The 17,322-nt window shown below is 41.5% G+C and carries 14 protein-coding genes and 1 tRNA gene; 11 read left to right on the forward strand and 4 right to left on the reverse strand.

The genetic code is table 11. The annotated features are described in order from the left end of the window. Positions 1-195 precede the first annotated feature (195 nt). The gene (locus RIG61_04155) at positions 196-366 is read right to left on the reverse strand and encodes a hypothetical protein (protein MEQ9618351.1); all 171 of its coding nucleotides are present in this window, start codon (positions 364-366) and stop codon (positions 196-198) included. A 570-nt stretch (positions 367-936) separates the two neighbouring features. Between RIG61_04155 and RIG61_04160 the strand changes: the two genes are divergently transcribed. The 9 genes from RIG61_04160 (at position 937) to RIG61_04200 (ending at position 7,297) form a co-directional block, all read left to right on the forward strand. Next, on the forward strand, positions 937-1,506 hold the full coding sequence (locus tag RIG61_04160; protein ID MEQ9618352.1) for a DUF4142 domain-containing protein: 570 nt from the start codon (positions 937-939) through the stop codon (positions 1,504-1,506). Positions 1,507-1,584: 78 nt separating this feature from the next. Then, positions 1,585-1,872 (forward strand): plastocyanin/azurin family copper-binding protein, encoded by a 288-nt coding sequence (locus RIG61_04165; protein ID MEQ9618353.1) that lies wholly within the window; start codon positions 1,585-1,587, stop codon positions 1,870-1,872. A gap of 193 nt (positions 1,873-2,065) precedes the next feature. Continuing rightward, positions 2,066-2,554, forward strand: coding sequence for a GNAT family N-acetyltransferase (locus RIG61_04170; protein MEQ9618354.1), 489 nt, complete (start codon positions 2,066-2,068; stop codon positions 2,552-2,554). A gap of 1,016 nt (positions 2,555-3,570) precedes the next feature. Further along, positions 3,571-4,128, forward strand: a complete 558-nt coding sequence (locus RIG61_04175) for a DUF417 family protein (protein ID MEQ9618355.1) — start codon at positions 3,571-3,573, stop codon at positions 4,126-4,128. A gap of 72 nt (positions 4,129-4,200) precedes the next feature. After that, complete coding sequence (locus tag RIG61_04180; protein ID MEQ9618356.1) at positions 4,201-4,692, forward strand: OmpA family protein; 492 nt, start codon at positions 4,201-4,203, stop codon at positions 4,690-4,692. Positions 4,693-4,787: 95 nt separating this feature from the next. Next, on the forward strand, positions 4,788-5,327 hold the full coding sequence (locus tag RIG61_04185) for a hypothetical protein (GenBank protein MEQ9618357.1): 540 nt from the start codon (positions 4,788-4,790) through the stop codon (positions 5,325-5,327). Positions 5,328-5,487: 160 nt separating this feature from the next. After that, entirely contained in the window at positions 5,488-6,471 is a 984-nt protein-coding gene (locus tag RIG61_04190) for a cyclase family protein (GenBank protein ID MEQ9618358.1), read from the forward strand. Between the two features lie 28 nt (positions 6,472-6,499). After that, on the forward strand, positions 6,500-6,787 hold the full coding sequence (locus tag RIG61_04195) for a hypothetical protein (GenBank protein ID MEQ9618359.1): 288 nt from the start codon (positions 6,500-6,502) through the stop codon (positions 6,785-6,787). A 431-nt stretch (positions 6,788-7,218) separates the two neighbouring features. Continuing rightward, a tRNA-Arg gene (locus tag RIG61_04200) sits at positions 7,219-7,297 on the forward strand. Between the two features lie 314 nt (positions 7,298-7,611). Here the strand turns inward: RIG61_04200 and RIG61_04205 are convergent. Further along, positions 7,612-7,923: a hypothetical protein gene (locus tag RIG61_04205; protein ID MEQ9618360.1), complete on the reverse strand. Its 312-nt coding sequence runs from the start codon at positions 7,921-7,923 to the stop codon at positions 7,612-7,614. Here RIG61_04205 and RIG61_04210 point away from each other — a divergent pair. Further along, on the forward strand, positions 7,814-9,397 hold the full coding sequence (locus tag RIG61_04210) for a multiheme c-type cytochrome (GenBank protein MEQ9618361.1): 1,584 nt from the start codon (positions 7,814-7,816) through the stop codon (positions 9,395-9,397). The genes RIG61_04205 and RIG61_04210 overlap by 110 nt on opposite strands. A 1,311-nt stretch (positions 9,398-10,708) precedes the next feature. Here the strand turns inward: RIG61_04210 and RIG61_04215 are convergent. Continuing rightward, entirely contained in the window at positions 10,709-11,857 is a 1,149-nt protein-coding gene (locus RIG61_04215) for a hypothetical protein (GenBank protein ID MEQ9618362.1), read from the reverse strand. 1,527 nt (positions 11,858-13,384) lie between these two features. Further along, positions 13,385-13,540 (reverse strand): hypothetical protein, encoded by a 156-nt coding sequence (locus RIG61_04220; GenBank protein ID MEQ9618363.1) that lies wholly within the window; start codon positions 13,538-13,540, stop codon positions 13,385-13,387. A 1,449-nt stretch (positions 13,541-14,989) separates the two neighbouring features. Between RIG61_04220 and RIG61_04225 the strand changes: the two genes are divergently transcribed. Beyond that, positions 14,990-16,693: an NADPH-dependent assimilatory sulfite reductase hemoprotein subunit gene (locus RIG61_04225; GenBank protein MEQ9618364.1), complete on the forward strand. Its 1,704-nt coding sequence runs from the start codon at positions 14,990-14,992 to the stop codon at positions 16,691-16,693. The last annotated feature ends 629 nt before the right edge of the window (positions 16,694-17,322 follow it).

The following is a 17,322-nucleotide window of genomic DNA, read 5'->3' on the forward strand; positions in this document are numbered from 1 at the left end:
TACGTTGTTCGTATCCTCGCTTTTTACCTTATGGATAAACTTTCCGCCTGCAATATCCAGACTATCGCCTCCATCCGGCAACACGACAATCGGATCCTGCTTAAAAGAGTTTCCTTCACCGTCTACGAAATAAACAAGCTCCTTCGCTTCTCCTGAAGTTTCTAATGACATGGAAATCACCTCCTGTTAAATTACTTATATTTCAACTACAATCACCGTACGACTAATAAATGAGTGTATAAACTCACCACCAGCGTTATCCAAACTATCATCTCCGTTAGGCAAGGCAGCATCTGTATATGCTTTACCTTCATTGCCTCCAAGATATACAAGCTCATGTGCTATTTCAGAATTGTTAACTGACATGTACATCACCTCCTTTCTAATTTTTAGCTAGTTGTAATTGCAACTAATGTGCCATGGAGTTAAGGAAAGGGAAATTTACTCATAAGCATCTGACTTCATTGGAGTAATTTGATAAATCAAGCATTAAGCTTTTTACAAGATGTTCTGGTTGAATAGCGAAATATCAAAAAATCTCGATATTTCGTGATTTCTAATCACAAATGTTATTGGTTGAAACTGGCGTCGTTAGCGCACTCAATGCAGCACCGCGGGATTTCAAAGATTTGGCGGTATATTTTAAAATTAATGACTACCTAGATAGCTGAAAACTTATATTACTTTTATTTTAAATATAATCGTATGTTTAATCCTAAGCGTTGCTACTTTATAAATACTCTCTCTTCTGACCATTTTGATATTTACTAACTTTTATTCATGCACGTACTCAACACGCTTTAAAAAATTCATAATGATGCAAATTCTTCCAATATCAGTTTATGTTAGTGAAGTAAAATGCATCTTTAACGTAGTACATTACATCTATAAATATTAAGAAGTAAGTAAAACAAATGAAGTGAGGAGGTAAATACTATGAAGAGAAATACAATTATCCCAAGGTCAGTAATCGTAGCTTTGTTGGCTGTAACGTTACTCTTTGCGGCATTTTCAGCTTCCATAGTTAAGGCAGAAAAGGCACCATCTCCTGCGGACCTTAATGATTTGGAGATAGCACATGTTGCATATACGGCAGATTCGATTGATATTCGCTATGCGCATCTAGCTCTTGCAAAGTCCAAAAATCCCGAGGTGATTGAATTCGCCGAAACCATGATTCGGGATCACACAAAGGTTAACGAACAAGCCCTGGCTCTTCTTGAGAAGCTCAACGCTCTGCCGCAGGATAACTTCTTGAGCCAGCAGCTTAATCAGCAGGCCGATAAGCTCGTTGAGGAAATGAGCGGCTTGAGTGGAGTGGCATTCGACAAACGCTACGCAGAAAACGAGCTCGCCTACCATCAGGCTGTTAATGCTTTAGTAGGAAGCACCTTCATACCTAACATTCAAAACCCTGAAATGAAAGCGCTGTTCGAACAAGCACTCGTGATCTTCAAGAGTCATGAGCAGCACGCACAGAACATGGTTAATTCTTTGAAGGAATAATTCCTAGTGGGATTGCTAATAACATCATTTAGGACTGCGGCCGTCATTATAGCAGCCGCAGTCCTTGCATGTAGTTCATTGAACACTATTAAGGCCGATGACTCCACAAGTAAGGAGCATATAGTCAAGATACGCAATCTTGAATTTACTCCCAAGGAGCTGGCGGTGGCCCCCGGCGATACAATCATATGGATAAACTACGATTTTATTCCACACACTGTCACAGCGGATGATGAAAGTTGGGATTCTGGCCTGATTGAGGCGGAAGGACGATGGCAGATAGTTATCCAAGAGGATATGCACAAAAGTTATTTCTGCCGTTACCATCCATCTATGAGAGCGGGGATACGAATCGTAAAACAGTAATGTGATACAACATAGTGTTTTATACTTTAACCCCAGAACCGTGGCGATAAACCATATAATGATATTCCACATATATGTAGGACCATACAATATGACACGCCGAACTTGGCCGGAGAAGATTCCGCAAACTGAAAGGCAATTTTTAACTGGACTGAACACATAACGATCAATGCAAACAACAATTAGAGATGCTATGTCCGATGACAGGGATTCTATCTTTAATATCAATCGAAGCGCCCTTAAAGGCGTGTCTGAGATGGATAGCAAGTATTACGATTTGTTAGTGGCTGAAAGTGCAATTTTTCGCGTGATTGAAGTCAATGAGGAAACAGTGGGATATGTTTGCGCCTTAACTCGTGAGGCAGCATATTACGGAGAAGAGTTTCTTTGGTTCCAAAAGCATATTACGGGAAACTTTCTCTATATTGACCAGGTGGCAATAAGCAAGCCATTTCGTTATAAAGGACTTGGTAAAAGATTGTACAGTGATCTGGAAGAACTTTCGAGGCAAATTAACATAACAACCCTTGTATGTGAAGTAAATTACGAACCATTTAATGTTGAGTCTCAGGCATTCCATCACCAGCTAGGCTTTATCGAAATAGATCGTATATCGACCCGAGGTATAGTAGTTTCTCTACTGGTAAAAAAGTTAAATTCTAACGGGAAGAGCAAATTCTAGCATTATGCTTGCACTCGTATAGACTTTTTTTAATCAAGTTTGGTAAATACATTTTCTATGTGATTAGACTAAAATAATAATCTGGAGTTAAACTATGAATCCTAAATGTAAGAGCTGCGAAGAAGCGAAGCAAATAATTCAGGAATGGGTAGACAAACAGGGGCATGATCGCTGTTGGTACTACCCAGAGCTATTTTTAAAACTGGCTGATATATTTGACGTTAAAATGGGTGTAGAACCCAAGTTACCGCCCAGGACAGAGTTTGAGGAAGGCTGTAAGCGTTATCAGAATGATGAGTATGGTACTACTACATAGCTGAATAAATAGACCTTCCTTGTGAGCTAATCCCTTATAATTGGACAATGTAATAAGTTAGGTTTTGGATAGAAAACTTTATGCATAGGAGGTCGGGAGCATGGGTAGTAACCGTTACACGTCGGAACAATTAATAAGACACTTGTGTCAGGCTGAAGTGCTCTCCGCTCAGGGCAGAAGTGTGTCAAAGATATGCAGAGAGATAGGCATAACAGAGAATAGAAATTACCGTTGACGTAAGGAATACGGAGCGATGGGAGTAGACTATGCAAGGAGATTAAAGAATCTCGAACGAGAGAACTCAAGACTAAAGAGAGCAGTGGCGGACCTCACACTGGATAATCAAAGCCTTAAGGGAGCCCCAAATGGAAACTTCTAGCACCAAATGTAGACGTAGATGTTTATTTCATATACAAATTTTTACATTGCCTAGGCATCTAGAACGTTGTGATGGTGACATACCGACACCAGCCCTTATGAATTGTATATTGGTCAAAAGAATAATTTCCTCATAAAAATTCTGAGTTAATATATGCATGCTTTGTAGCTAAATTTGCTCTTCATGTATTACTTTCACATACTTCAATATTCCGCAATTTTTGATACCAGTTTCATCTCAGTTCTCAAATCATAAGAACCCATTGAAAGTCAACAGGAATCAAATTGCTGTAGAAACTCTAAACTAAATGGGAGGCAACAGGTGAGAAAAACCGGAGTGTTAATTCAAGGACAATCACAGCACAATGCGAATGAGATGGTTGGTGTGTCTAAGCTTGCAAGTGGATTACGAATAAGCGATACAATACAAAATATAGGATTCTTCATGATCCAATACGGGCTAGCACTGGTTATTGCTTGGATCGGGGCCATGAAGTTTACTGCCTATGAAGCTCATGCCATCCAACCCTTGGTGGTAAACAGTCCGTTGCTTGGCTGGGTATATGGATTATTAAGTGTACAGGGATTTTCATATTTGCTGGGGACAATTGAAATCTGCATTGCGTTGTTGATTGCAGCGCGATTTCTCTCAGTGAAATTGACGCTCATCGGAAGTGCATTGGCTGTCGGAATGTTTACTACAACTTTGACTTTCCTATTTTCGACACCAGGTTGGGAGCATAGTCTGGGAGGATTTCCTGCTTTATCTGCCTTGCCCGGACAATTCCTGATTAAGGATATTGTTTTGCTCGGCGCTGCTATCTGGTTGTTTGGCAAGTCTATAAATCAAGTGAGTCACAACACAAGAAAAGCACCCTAATCGAGATGCATTTACAAAACGAATCAAGAACATTAGATGCCTTAATAATTAAAAGCATCCATTGAGACGCTAATGGAATCTATATTTGTGGAGGATGTGCGGAAATTTAGAGAGGTAGTGAATGTAATGAAATTTATAAGTGCCTTTTATATATTTTTCCTGGTTATGGTTTTTTCATTCCAATCCTTTGCTCAAAATCAAACTGGAGTACCACTACGAGATATATTCTTTAACGAAGGAGAATTTGTAATAAGAGAAGACGCAAAACCTGTATTAAGAGAGAATGCCCAGACCCTTATTACGAACCCTGATTACAGTGTTGAAGTAGTGGGCTTCTGTAACAGCGGTGAATACAGCTTTAATTTCAATTTAGGGATGAAAAGGGCTGAGGCTGTAAGATCCTTTCTTGTAAATCAAGGGATAGAATCTCAAAGAATTAGCTTGAGCGCAGTGTGTGATCATGGCAAAGACAATATTGTTTCTGAAGTGCTGGAAGTTAAATTGCGTCTAAATAGCAGAGTGCACTTAAATCCTGTCCTGAAACATGAACGGGGCGTCCTATGATACAAGTCAGTTTAGAGTAGATACAGATCAAGAAGTTTTGAACGATTCCCCACATCTGAATAAACATTTTCAGTATGTCATAGGGAGATTTTGAAATGCCTAAAACGCTAAAAAAATTGCTGCTAGTTGTTGTGTTGATTCCGTTTATCGCATGTGGAGCTGAATCCAAATTACAAGAGAGCACTGGCAGTTTTCAGCAATATAGGTGTGAGATAATCATTAAATATAGGTACTTGCGAGAGATAAGTGATGAGTTTGGAAACATCCTGCTTATAGAGAATTATAGTAATATCTTCCAGGCGTCGGAGAATTTGGTCGAGTCACTCGACGGGATGAAACATGAACTCGAATCTATGTATATCCCCGAGGAAATGAAAGAACCTCATGATGCTTTTCTTAAATCTATAGAGTCATTTATACAAAGTGCTAATCATATTCATATCGCAATGGGCATCGTTCTTGGCAATCATGAACGTAAGAGTGTCGATATTCAGGGATTAATTGACCAGAGCGAGCATCATATTGTCATGGCAAATAAGTATCTGGCTCACAGCGTTATTCTGCATGGGAAGTTATTTGATAGTCACCACTTCGTTTCTAATGAATGTAATAAACAAATTGCCAGCATTAATTAAAGGAAACTGAAGAGAACATAAGACATCAAACAGCAAGAATGCTTATAACAAACGAAAAAATAATTCATAAGAATCACATTATCGGTACAGATAATGTTACAGAAATCATAGGTCAAAATTCAAAATATCAAATTCAAAATTTATGTTAGGAGATTTTCAAGTGAAGCAACTATTGGCAAATACAGCAAAAATTTGCGCTTTCGCGGTTCTCATTATTGGGAGCGTGAGTGCTTACGCGCAAATCGGCGAGAATGTGGCAACATTGAGCCCATGGGGTCCCGCTGATGAAATCGGAGCACTCAACATGATGACCGATACGTCCAGGCTAGATGTTCTTAAGCAGGTCACTAGTGGTAAGATTTACGATCTTGGGGTGGATTTGTTCGTAGGAATGCCAACCTGCTGTGATCACTTCGGCGATCCGGCTTATCAGATCTGGATGACGCATACACCCGCACGTGGCAGCACCAAAGAACAGGTGTCCCACTCGGGTGATGGCATTTCCATGTCTACCCATATAGGCACCCACATTGATATGCTCAATCACTTCGGGCTTCACGGAAAGATCTGGAATCAGGTCAGTGCCGACGACGCACTTGGCGTTCGCGGATGGACCAAATCAGGCGCCGATAAGTATCCACCCATCGTGGCCAGGGGGGTGCTCATCGATGTGGCGAAGTCCAAGAACATGGTGCACCTGCCGGCGTCCTATTCTATCACAGTGGCGGACTTGCAAGAGGCGCTGAAACAACAGCGCACGAAAATTCGGCCTGGCGATGTGGTCTTGATACGAACCGGACTCATGATCCTGTGGCCTGACGCGTCCAGCTACCGCCTTGCGGATCAGGCTGGCCTGGGCCTAGAAGCGGCTCGATGGTTGGTCGAAGAGCAGAAGGCGATGCTACTCGGCGCGGATAACTTTGGCGTAGAGAGCTTTCCATCCAATGACCCTGCGAATTTCGCTCCCGTGCACACCTATCTTCTAGCAGAGCAGGGGGTTTCATTGCTCGAAATCCTGTGGCTGGAAGAGCTGGCGAAAGATCAGGTGTATGAATTCGTGTTCATAGCCTCCTCGCTGAAACTGCGTGGCGCAACCGGCTCGCCAATCCGGCCACTGGCGATTCCCATCCGACGCAACTATTAAAACTTTCCTCACTAGGAGAACAAATCCGATGTTTATCGTACTTCTCAAGTTTTCAGACAACAAGGGCAAGGCTAGCCAATTCATGGAAGGCCACAAAGAATGGATCAAGCGCGGTTTTGATGACGGCGTGTTTTTGTTGGTCGGTAGTCTACTACTAAATTTGGGCGGTGGGATTGTGGCACACAATACTTCAATGGCGGATCTGGAGAGCAGAGTCAATAATGATCCGTTTGTGGCTGAAAATGTGGTGAAAGCTGAAATCCTGGAAATCACCGCATCAAAAGCCGATGCACGGCTAAATTTTTTGCTCGATTAAGCAATTTCCCTCCCTAACGGTTCCTGGAAGAAATTCGAAAAAACGAGGGTAGCAATAAAGGAGGGAACATTGGCATATGAGCGCGACAATAGCGGGACACATTTTTAGTTAGCTTTCTGACAGAAAATTCCTCGTTCATGTGGTCATAAAAATGGATTGAAAGCATTCGCATTCTTCAACTTAATCCGGGCTTGACAAAAGGGGAGCAGTAAAAATTTTATATATAAGGTTGAAAGTATGGTTAGGATGCATTACATCTTTCATAGTTTCATGTTAAATCGAGATTTAGATAAGAGTAGCAGTAAAAAAGTTAACCCCTTCTTTCAAAGAATATTCAAAGAATCAACCATAATTCTTGCTTCCCCGCAGAATTAATAGACCATATGGAATCAATAGAAATCGTTTATTTTAAGCAACTTACAATAATATCAGCGGTTCCAGCAAGTTATGAAAATCCTTCAATTCGGACTTCTAATCCGTAGGTCGGGGGTTCGAATCCCTCCGGGCGCGTAAATTTTCTCAATAATCACAGTGAGTTGTAGCCCAATTTTGGACCCCTTTTCTTTTCAGGGAAGCCTTATCTTCAAAGAATACTCAAAGAATGAATCGAAGAAATTTGAACTTTTTTCACATTTCTAAATTGATTAGCAAAAAATATTTTGTTTTGTAACAACTGATTACGTGAACAGAACTTGGACTCATATTTTCATTTCGATAAAACCAGTGGACATATGTCCTCAGGTCGGTCCGGTTCGAATCCTCCCTGAAAGCCGATATTTCATAAGCTCGAATAGAACACCATCTCGATTTGTATTGCATTTCACTCACCCCGACACTTTCCACCATATATCATCTTTAAAATTATAAAAAATTTTGATATGATAGGAGAAATATTCAGAAAAGGGGGCTATTATAAAACTAATCGTCCTGCTTTCTCTTCTCCTGTTCGCAATTTTGCTTACCGCTTCTTCCCGAGCTAGTGAAGATAATATCGACGGCAGCCGGCTTTTCATCTCCAAAGGCTGCATGGGGTGCCACGGAATAAGCGGCCGCGGCGGCGTAGGGCCTGCCTTGGCCCACACAGCGCTTCCGTTCGAGGCCTTCTTAAACCAGATCCGGCATCCGAGAGACATCATGCCAGCATTCCCCGGCGAAGTCGTAAGTAACGAAGAAGCACGCGAAATTTACGCATACATCAAAGATGTCCCGCCTCCGCCTGAAAGGCTACAGGAGGACATCCCTCATGGAGAGCTAAGCCCCAATACCTGCGCCGATTGTCACAGAACTCTCCACCCCGAGCTTGTGAGTCAGTTCGAGGCGAGCGCCATGGGTATGGAAGGAGTCCAAAACACCCGGGTTACATTCCCTCTCCCACAGCTCACATGCGCTAACTGCCACGGCACTAACCACGATACTATTATGGCTTCCAAGGGACGAGTCCCAGAAACCATGTGCGCTACCTGCCATCCCGTGATTTATAAAGAGCATGTCGTCGACGCAGGCCACTCCTACGGCCCCGGACCCGGCGATCTGGGAATCAACTGGGAGCGCAACATCGGAGTGCCAAATTATAAGCAGATGCCGAGAAAAGTCATGCAGATGGGGTGTGACCCCTGCCACGCGCAAGCAGGAGCCACTGACGCAAAGTACTGGAGTGAGGAGCAGATGAAGTACATAGACACAAGCAGCCTCGATTACAGGAACGGCTGCATCGCATGCCACACGCGCCACTCATTCAATCTCGAAGAGGCCCGTAAGCCTGAGGCATGCTATACATGTCACATGGGTCCCGACCATCCCAACTACGAAGCCTATATGAGTTCGAAGCACGGCTCCATTTACGTAGCTCGCGGGGATGCATGGGACTGGTCGAAACCTCTCACTGAGGCCGAGTACGATACGCCCACGTGCTCCTACTGCCACATGCTCTATGTGGACGAAAACGGAAACAGGTATTCGAGTCACAACATGACGAGGAAAATAATATGGGGCATGGGCACACAGGCGGCAACAGGGGAGCTCGAGGACATAACGCTTGAGCCGGAAAACCAGGCGAAGCGAAAGGAAATGATTATGGTTTGCCTAACCTGCCACTCGGAAGACAAAGCCAGGTACTATCTCGAATCCGCTGACGCTCATAAGCTCTCTGGTGACGCACTAGTGGTAGAGGCGAGGGATATACTTGCGGGGCTATACCAGGACGGACTGATTACGCCAAGCCACGGACAGATGGCAGCGGGGCTTCTCCAAGGACCCAGGTTTACGGCCATCGAGATACCGGGGGGATTTGCGCAGCACTGGCCTGCCGGACTCTACTTCAACGTATCGGCGATTGAACGTGAATATTTCGATATGTTCTTTTTCTCCAACCTCAAATCATATAAAGGCGCTTTCCATATGAGCCCTGACTATGCCTGGTGGTACGGTTACGCGGACGTGCTGGGTCACCTGGCGAGGATTCGCGACGAAGCGGAGAGTCTTAGGGATGCTAGGACGACCCGCAACTGGACCCTGTTCATGATATTCACTGGTCCCCTCATGGTGCTCGCCGTACTCGGTGCCGTTTATCTAGGCTGGCGCGGATGGACCGGCCGCCGTAAGGAACAGTAATACGAAAGAGGACAGTTGAGAAATTCGTATTTGATTATCGTGAAATGATTGCCCGCAATTATGATTTAGAACTAGTGACAATTGTAAACAAGTGAGCAATTAGTCTTCCTGGCTAAAACAACATTGCGATTCATCTAGATAAAACTGCGGCAAACAAAACCAATCGGTCGCCAAAACATACGGTGTCTTTTGTAACTATTTAATTTTCAGTGGCTTCAGTTTGAAACAAGGCTGACTACGACAAAAATTGGCGATATTTATTCATGGCCTACTTAGATTCATGCTGGTTTAGGTCGAAAAATTGATGAAGACGAATATGAGGTTACTAAGTTGTACCTGCACCTATAAAAAAATAGTTAAGAATCATTCATAATTGTTCCCTCCATACTGAATGAATAGGCCGTATGGAATAGATAAAAATTCTTTATAAAAGATAAGTTACATTAACCTCAATAATATCGAAAACTTATAAAAATCTCCTAAACAGAATACGAATCTTAGCATTTGGGCTATAATCTTCTCAAGTAAGTTCTTCATTTGCACTTTCCTCGAAAAAGTTCACTTGATTGTTGACAGCCCTTATTGAGAGCCGTGTAAACAATAAAAGCATTATCAAAAATAATCCCGTGCCAACCCATGTGAGGCTTTTCCCGTTCCCGAAATAGATAAACATCACAGATAATACCGTTAAATTTCCAATTACTGCCAATAAGGTTTATTTACTGCCGTAGCAAGTTGATAACGGCCCCATTCTTCACGTGGAAGTAAAATCCCCATTTTTTCCAAGTCTTCCTGCGACACTGTCGAGCCCCCTGAAACCGGTCCATCTTTTAAGTTAGGATTTTCTCATTATCTTTGGCCCTAGGTTGGGGTGAGGCCCACCGTGATGACGAGCGAGAGTAAGAGACTTAACCCATCGAGTAAAAACGAAAAATCAATGTTCAAATATGGAACCCAGCTGTACCGTACGTTGAACACCTGGTTGGATGAGACTACGCCGATATAGCTTCCGAAGTAGAGCATCAACCCGAAAACGTAAATCTCGATTGCCCACCCCGTTAATCTATTTATACGCTTTAATAAAATAGGGGTAATAAAGGAAAACACGAAAACGGAGAGAGCGATAATTATCGTTTCAGATCAGAAGTACACCCTATGTTTTGTGAACATAATGTTGCTAATATACATAGATAGGCAAACTATATATCAATGTCTATCATCCAACCCCAGTTGTCACAATTGATCTTCAATATAATTACTCCCCGTCCAATCGTCCTTAGTTTTTCTCTTCGACCATTCCTGCACTTAATCTCAATAGCGGAACACCGCTGCTAAGGGGGCATGCCCCGGTATCTGCTCCGGCTCAACGGCATAGACAGCTCCTCCGTTCAACATGGACTGGATGGCAACCAGGTTGAGGAGGTCCTCGTCACCGGGTTCAGCGTGCTCGTGCACGTGAACCGTGTTTGTGTCAGGATCAAAAGTACCCCATAACTGAACGCCGACAGCAACAAACAAGATATCCACCCGCCCGCGTTGCGCTGCAATAACAGCCTCATTAACATCGGATGTAGTTTGTCCTGTGCCCGCTAATTGACTGTACTGCGCGGCCGCTTTTTCCTGTTTCTCTGTGAAAATGGGCCTTACTAGCGTCCAAGCACGGTCGTGTAATTCCTCGGGCTTCAGTTCCTCTGGATTGCCTGGAATTCCCTGCTCCAAAAGATGATGATATGTGTTTGCCTCGTTGTAAATCGGGAAGAGATACTCGACGCCTGCAAGCACGATAGGCGATTGCTGGCCTGATAACATGCCGGTTAATGCCTCATCAACCATTTGAAACCAACGCAGAATCTTGCCTTTAACTTCGTCACTGATATCATGACCATGAAACATAGCCCTGCGGATTCCCGTTCCCGATGGTGTGCCAGTATGGAACTGTAATTGTTTTTCGAAACGCTCGTATTGAAACGCCTCGGCCAGGCTCTTGGGCATACTTTCTATTTCTACCTCATCCACTGTGTGCTGTGTGCACTCCAGCAGCCTGACCTGGTTCTGGCTAAGTGCCAAGATGTAAAAGCGGCCGTCGCTGGTGAAGTAGGGAAATAGAGGTTTGAGATGAAAACGTTTTGAAATCACCACCAATTCTTCAAAGTGAAGAGGAAGACGATAGTAATGAAATTCTTCTGAAGTAACAAACACCGCTAAACCGTCGCTCTGGTGCTGCCAGAAGCCGGTGTAACGTAAAAGACTCTGTGCCGGTTTCAGTACCTCCCGCACATCAGATGAGCGCAAGCCTTTTGCCAGCAAGCGTTCCTTTATCTCTCCAAGTAAATTCTTAAAGCGAATCGGGTCCTGTTCGGTTTCTCGGCCTGCCCGGTGGGTAGGCATATACAGCGAGACGCACCAGTCAGCATGTCTAGTAAAAAAGACCTTCAATTTTTCCATAGTTATAATATCCATTTAGGAAGTCTCCTCTTTGATTTATTATTTTGTAAACAGTATAAAGAAAGCAGACTAGCAATGATAAGAAAGATTATACAAAACGCGTTGAACTGTTCAAACATTTAAAGCTGGCCTTCCGGTTAGTGTATTGTGGATATGACCTGCCTCCCTATAATAGATAGATGGGCAAGAATACCGCTCCCCATTAAGAACTTAGTAGAATTAAGCTAGTAAAATTTGTGGAATAAGATACAAGGAGCGGGAGCAATGGAAATAACCATAAAGCCATCGATATATGTACTTTGGAGCCAAAGTTAAAGATTTAACATGCAGTGCATCAAATAATACTTAGCGATTCAACAATTGTAACAGTACTAAATACCATTTATATTGGAAACCGTATATGGTTTTTTGTAGCAAAAATTTTTAGAATATTATATTGAACATATATTTTGTATATCCATAGAAATTCTTTTGCTGGAAAATTAGTCCTCTACAACCTAACTCTTTAAATCTGAATCAAGTTTCTTTCTAAGCATTTTCTAAGTTCTACATGTGTTTTGATGTTATTTCATGTCTCTAGATCTCACTATATGCAACCCAGATTATTGAATGAATACAGAGAGATAGGAAAATTATTGAGTGATTTGAGGCACTTGCAAATAGCCCCAAAATGGGCATTGAAAACCGGCGTCCTTACGGACTTGGAGGTTCGAATCCCTCGCCCTCCGCCACGTATTTCTTGTTTTATTCCAGTCAGTTATAAGGTTTTCTCGGTGAGTACTTCTATAGTCACTCTACTCAGCTTTCTAACTATTTTCTAAGACTCAGTTTCATTATAACATGTTGATATTACTAGAGATTCATAGTATTGAACAATATCAGCATATAAATAGAGCAATGTTCTCAGGTAGTTACAGCTTGCTGTCGAATATGGTCATTAGGTCCGGTGTCTGATGGTTGGAAAAGTACCTTTGTTACTCTCTTTTATGAAATAATCCGGTTTTTAGTTCCAAGTATTTTTTAAGAACAATCCGAAATTATCAGTTTTTTATGAATCATATGTAACTCTCAGCACAAAATTATTATCCTTATAATTCAGTATCTTTAGCCAATTTTCAATGAAGGCCGTTACTTACATTATTTGCCCGAAACGGACTAAGGTCCTCAGGTCGGGTGTTCGAATCTTTTCGTAAACTCCTAACGATACTTTCATTCATTTCAGCAAGTGGATTGAACCGTTCTAGGTAATCATAGCTTAGGTTTTCGCCATTCCATGTTTTATCAGGGACTCAAAAGCGATAGACTTTAGATGCGTGCCACCTTATTATGTGGGAGTTGATTTAAGGACCGTAAGGAGGTTGCTCAGACATAAAAATATCAATACTACGATGGAGTACGCTCACTTAAAGGGAGATCGCTTGGCGAGGGGGTGTAAAGAGGGCCAGATTCAAGCTGAGTGAGGTTGAATAATGGATGAGGACGTATAAATCAGAGCAATTTAATTTGCCGCCGCATTTTTTAATCGGGATCGCCTTGTCGTAATTAATACAAAGCTATAGCATCGCTTGCCGGGAATGTTTGATCGACTATCTCATCCCATAGATCAAGCTCTCGCTTTTCTTTATTCTTCGCTTCAATCTTCTTTTCATGATGGTGTTTATTTTTTTTCTTTTCTTTATCTTCTTTATCGTTAGCCATTTCCTCTCACCTCTCCTATGGAGACCATCTCAACGTTTCTAGGGATAGACGAGTGGCATCGGCCAGCGGGGTCCGTATAATCTCCGTTTGCTATATATAGTCTACATATAGCGGTTAAAGTAAGCAATATGATATTAAAAGCGGTGGAATTAACAACTTGCTTAAACCGATTATAGTAAAGAGAGAATTCTGTTTAAAAGTGGACCTAAAAAGAAGAAACCTCGTCATATCAAAAGGTCCGCTCAGAAAAACCCAGACTGACTCGTTTCTATTTTCGGTCTGGTCTTTTTAATTTATGTAATATGTCTTTTTACGGCTTGTCCAACTTCTGCTGAGATAGAAGAACTGATCTGCACTAGTTTCAACTACATGTTTAACTGTACTCAAATTGACTTTGCGATGTTCCAAAAACGAACGTTTATACAACGGTTTTTGTAGCGTTCATAACTGCCTGAAAACATTGCAACAGGAGTGTTGCAAATCTCTGTAGCAAAAATGTGACCGAGATTTATGGCAGGCATGAGCAATGTCCGATAAGGAAACTTAAGCAAACTAATGTATGTAAAGCATATTGTTTATTCATGCCCACTGTAGAAATTCTCAGCCCACTTTCGATGGGCAGAATAAATTTCAATTGCCTGTACAATGAGTCTACTACTTTTATGCTAGATTTAGATTCGATACAAATTTTTAACGATGATGGCATGCGGGGCCTCTCTATAACGGACGTACTCCGCAGCTCATCATAAAAAGTGGTCATGTGAAATGTTCGCGGCTGCCAGAAGGCGCATTTTTAGCGTTTATGTATACGGACTTATTTATGCGTAATAACTGTGAGTAATGCCACCTGTTTTGGTATGCTATATTGCTAACGGTATTATGATATAAAGACGGAGTGAATTGTATCAGATAACATGAAATTACAAAATTGGAAGACTAAGAGGACCTTTATAGATGAAAGAGGAGATGTTTATTTTCGCAAAGACAAAGACATTAAAGACAATATACGTTGGTATAAGTGTGATTTTGTGGATATACCAATAATAGATTCAAAAACTTCAGATTTGCTTGAAGAAGAGTATAAGAGAATTTCTGGAGAATACTCTAATTCTTTTACGAAAAAAAACAATTAGTTTAGTGGTTTATGTTGATAAGACAAGACGGATGTTTAGTATGGCTTTGATGAGCGTCACAAAACTAGGACTACTGCGTGCCATTTTCCTATTTACTCCTGCCTTTTAATTTCGGAATGTACATTGAAGCCATTTAATAAACATCTCTAGAGAAGTAAAGCCTAGGTACATAACTTGAATCTGAAGTAATCAGCTAACTATCTGCAATTACTATTTATAGAGTCCGAGTGGCCTTATCAACTGGTGTCATTCTTTACGATTCTATAGAATTATATGGAAAGAAGCAAAATAGATGTATGTGAGGTAGCCTGAGATCATGTCCAAAGATTTAAAAAAATCGAAAGTGGAGATAATTAAAGAGCAGAGCAACGGTTTGAGAGGAACAATTACAAGTGAGCTTGAGCGTGACTCAGATCAATTCTCAAACGAAGGGTACGAGTTACTTAAATTCCACGGAATTTATCAACAAGACGACAGAGACGTAAGGCAGCAGCTGAAAAAAGAAGGAAAGGGCAAAAAGTATATTTTCATGATAAGAACTAAAAACCCGGGCGGTGGAGAGATCACCCCGGAGCAATGGGAAGTACTTAATGAAGTTACAGACCATTATGCTGACGGCACGCTCAGAATAACAACAAGAGAAGATATTCAGTTTCATGGTGTCGGTAAACAAAACCTTAAAGCAGCCATACAGCATTTGAACAGTGAACTTGTTCGCACAAACGGAGCCTGCGGCGATGTCAACAGAAACACCGTTGCCAGTCCTGTATCTAACATAATGAAGGGATCAATATTTGATGCTCAGGCTTGGGCGAAAAAAATATCTGACCATCTTTCCTATAAAACAGGCTCGTATTTTGATGTTTGGCTCGACGGTGAAAAATTAAACCTAGATAAATCTGAGACTGAAACTATTTACGGAAACACATATTTGCCCAGAAAGTTCAAAATAGGTATCGCATCACCCGACGATAATTCATTAGATATTCATACACACGACATAGGGATAATCCCGAAACTGACCGACAAGCTTGAAGGTTTCAACATTCTCATTGGAGGTGGTTTGGGAAGTCATCACAGGCAAAAGCATACATTTCCCCGCTTATCAGATCCACTCGCATTTGTTCCCCCGGAAAAACTAATTGATGTCGTAACAAAGATCGTCGAATTTCAAAGAGACAATGGCAATAGATATGACAGGAAACAAGCCAGATTTAAGTATGTTGTAGAGGAATGGGGAGTAAATAGAATCAGAGAAGATTTGGAAAAGAGGTTAGGATACAAACTTAAAAAACCAAGAGATATTGAAATCAAAGGGATACAAAATCACTTGGGATGGCATGAACAGAACACACAAGGGCTCTGGTATTTTGGAATCTTTGTTGAGAATGGAAGAATAAAAGACACGGACGCATCACAAATGAAAACCGGCCTGTTAGAAATTGTAAAAAAGTACAGGCCGGGAATACGGCTTACCCCTATTCAGGACATAATTCTAACAGACATACCTGAAGATCGGATAGAAGAGGTAAAATCCGAATTTGCAAAATACGGAATAAAAACTGAAAAAGAATATTCGGTGCTCAGACTAAACTCGATGGCTTGCCCTGCCTTGCCAACTTGCGGGCTTGCCCTTGCGGAATCCGAACGATTTCTTCCATATCTCATAGATGAGCTGGAGCAAAGAGGTTATGGCAATGAGGCTATAACAATTCGCATGAGCGGATGTCCAAACGCCTGCTCACGGCCTCCGGTAGCCGAAATCGGAATTATGGGCACATCTCCCGGCAAGCACAATATTTATTTGGGGGGAAATCACCTGGGAACCAGATTAAATAAACTCTATAATGAGCTTGTGAACGAAGATGTTCTAGCAGACAGAATAGCAGAGTTGATTGAAATATATCGAGAAAACAAAAAAGAAAACGAAAGGTTTGGTGATTTTTGTCATCGTATTGGATTGGATAAATTAAGAGAATTGACATCTAATACGTATGCTTATGGTAGATTAAAGCAATAAATTGGATCATATCTTCACAATAGTACATTCAAAAAATGAAACATTGATGAACTTCTGTAAGAACTATTCATTTTCACAAATCTAACTTAAAAGGTGGACCGATCTCCGGGGGTTTGACAAGAGAATAATAATATTTCAGATTTAATTGACGAGAAGCTAGTACAATTTTACCAAGCTGACTACAATGAAAGTTTCTTCGAAGAAATCTTCAAACGGTATTCCGAAAAAATTTATGCAACTGCAATTAGGATCACTCGTGATCATCATAAATCGGAAGAGGTAATTCAGGAGGTATTTCTTATTCTAGCGAGTAAAATTAATACTTTCAGAGCTGATTCTAAATTTTCAACCTGGCTTTTTCGTATAGCTGCGAATGCGAGCTACGGACATCTACGCGCTGAGAGGAAATACATTACCGATATAAGCCTTGAAAATTACGCCCCTTATGACATTAACGGATCACTCGGTGGTAAGGTTAAATCAAAAGAATGGAGCAGCAGCCCTTATTTAATTCTTCATAAGAAAGAAGCCATGGATCTAATTGAAAAAGCAATAAACGAACTGCCCGGGAAATACAGAATAGTATTTCACTTGAGAGACATTGAACAGCTGTCCATTCATGAGACCTC

The sequence above is a fragment of the Deltaproteobacteria bacterium genome (assembly GCA_040223695.1).
GTDB lineage: Bacteria > Desulfobacterota_D > UBA1144 > Nemesobacterales > UBA2774 > JAVKFU01.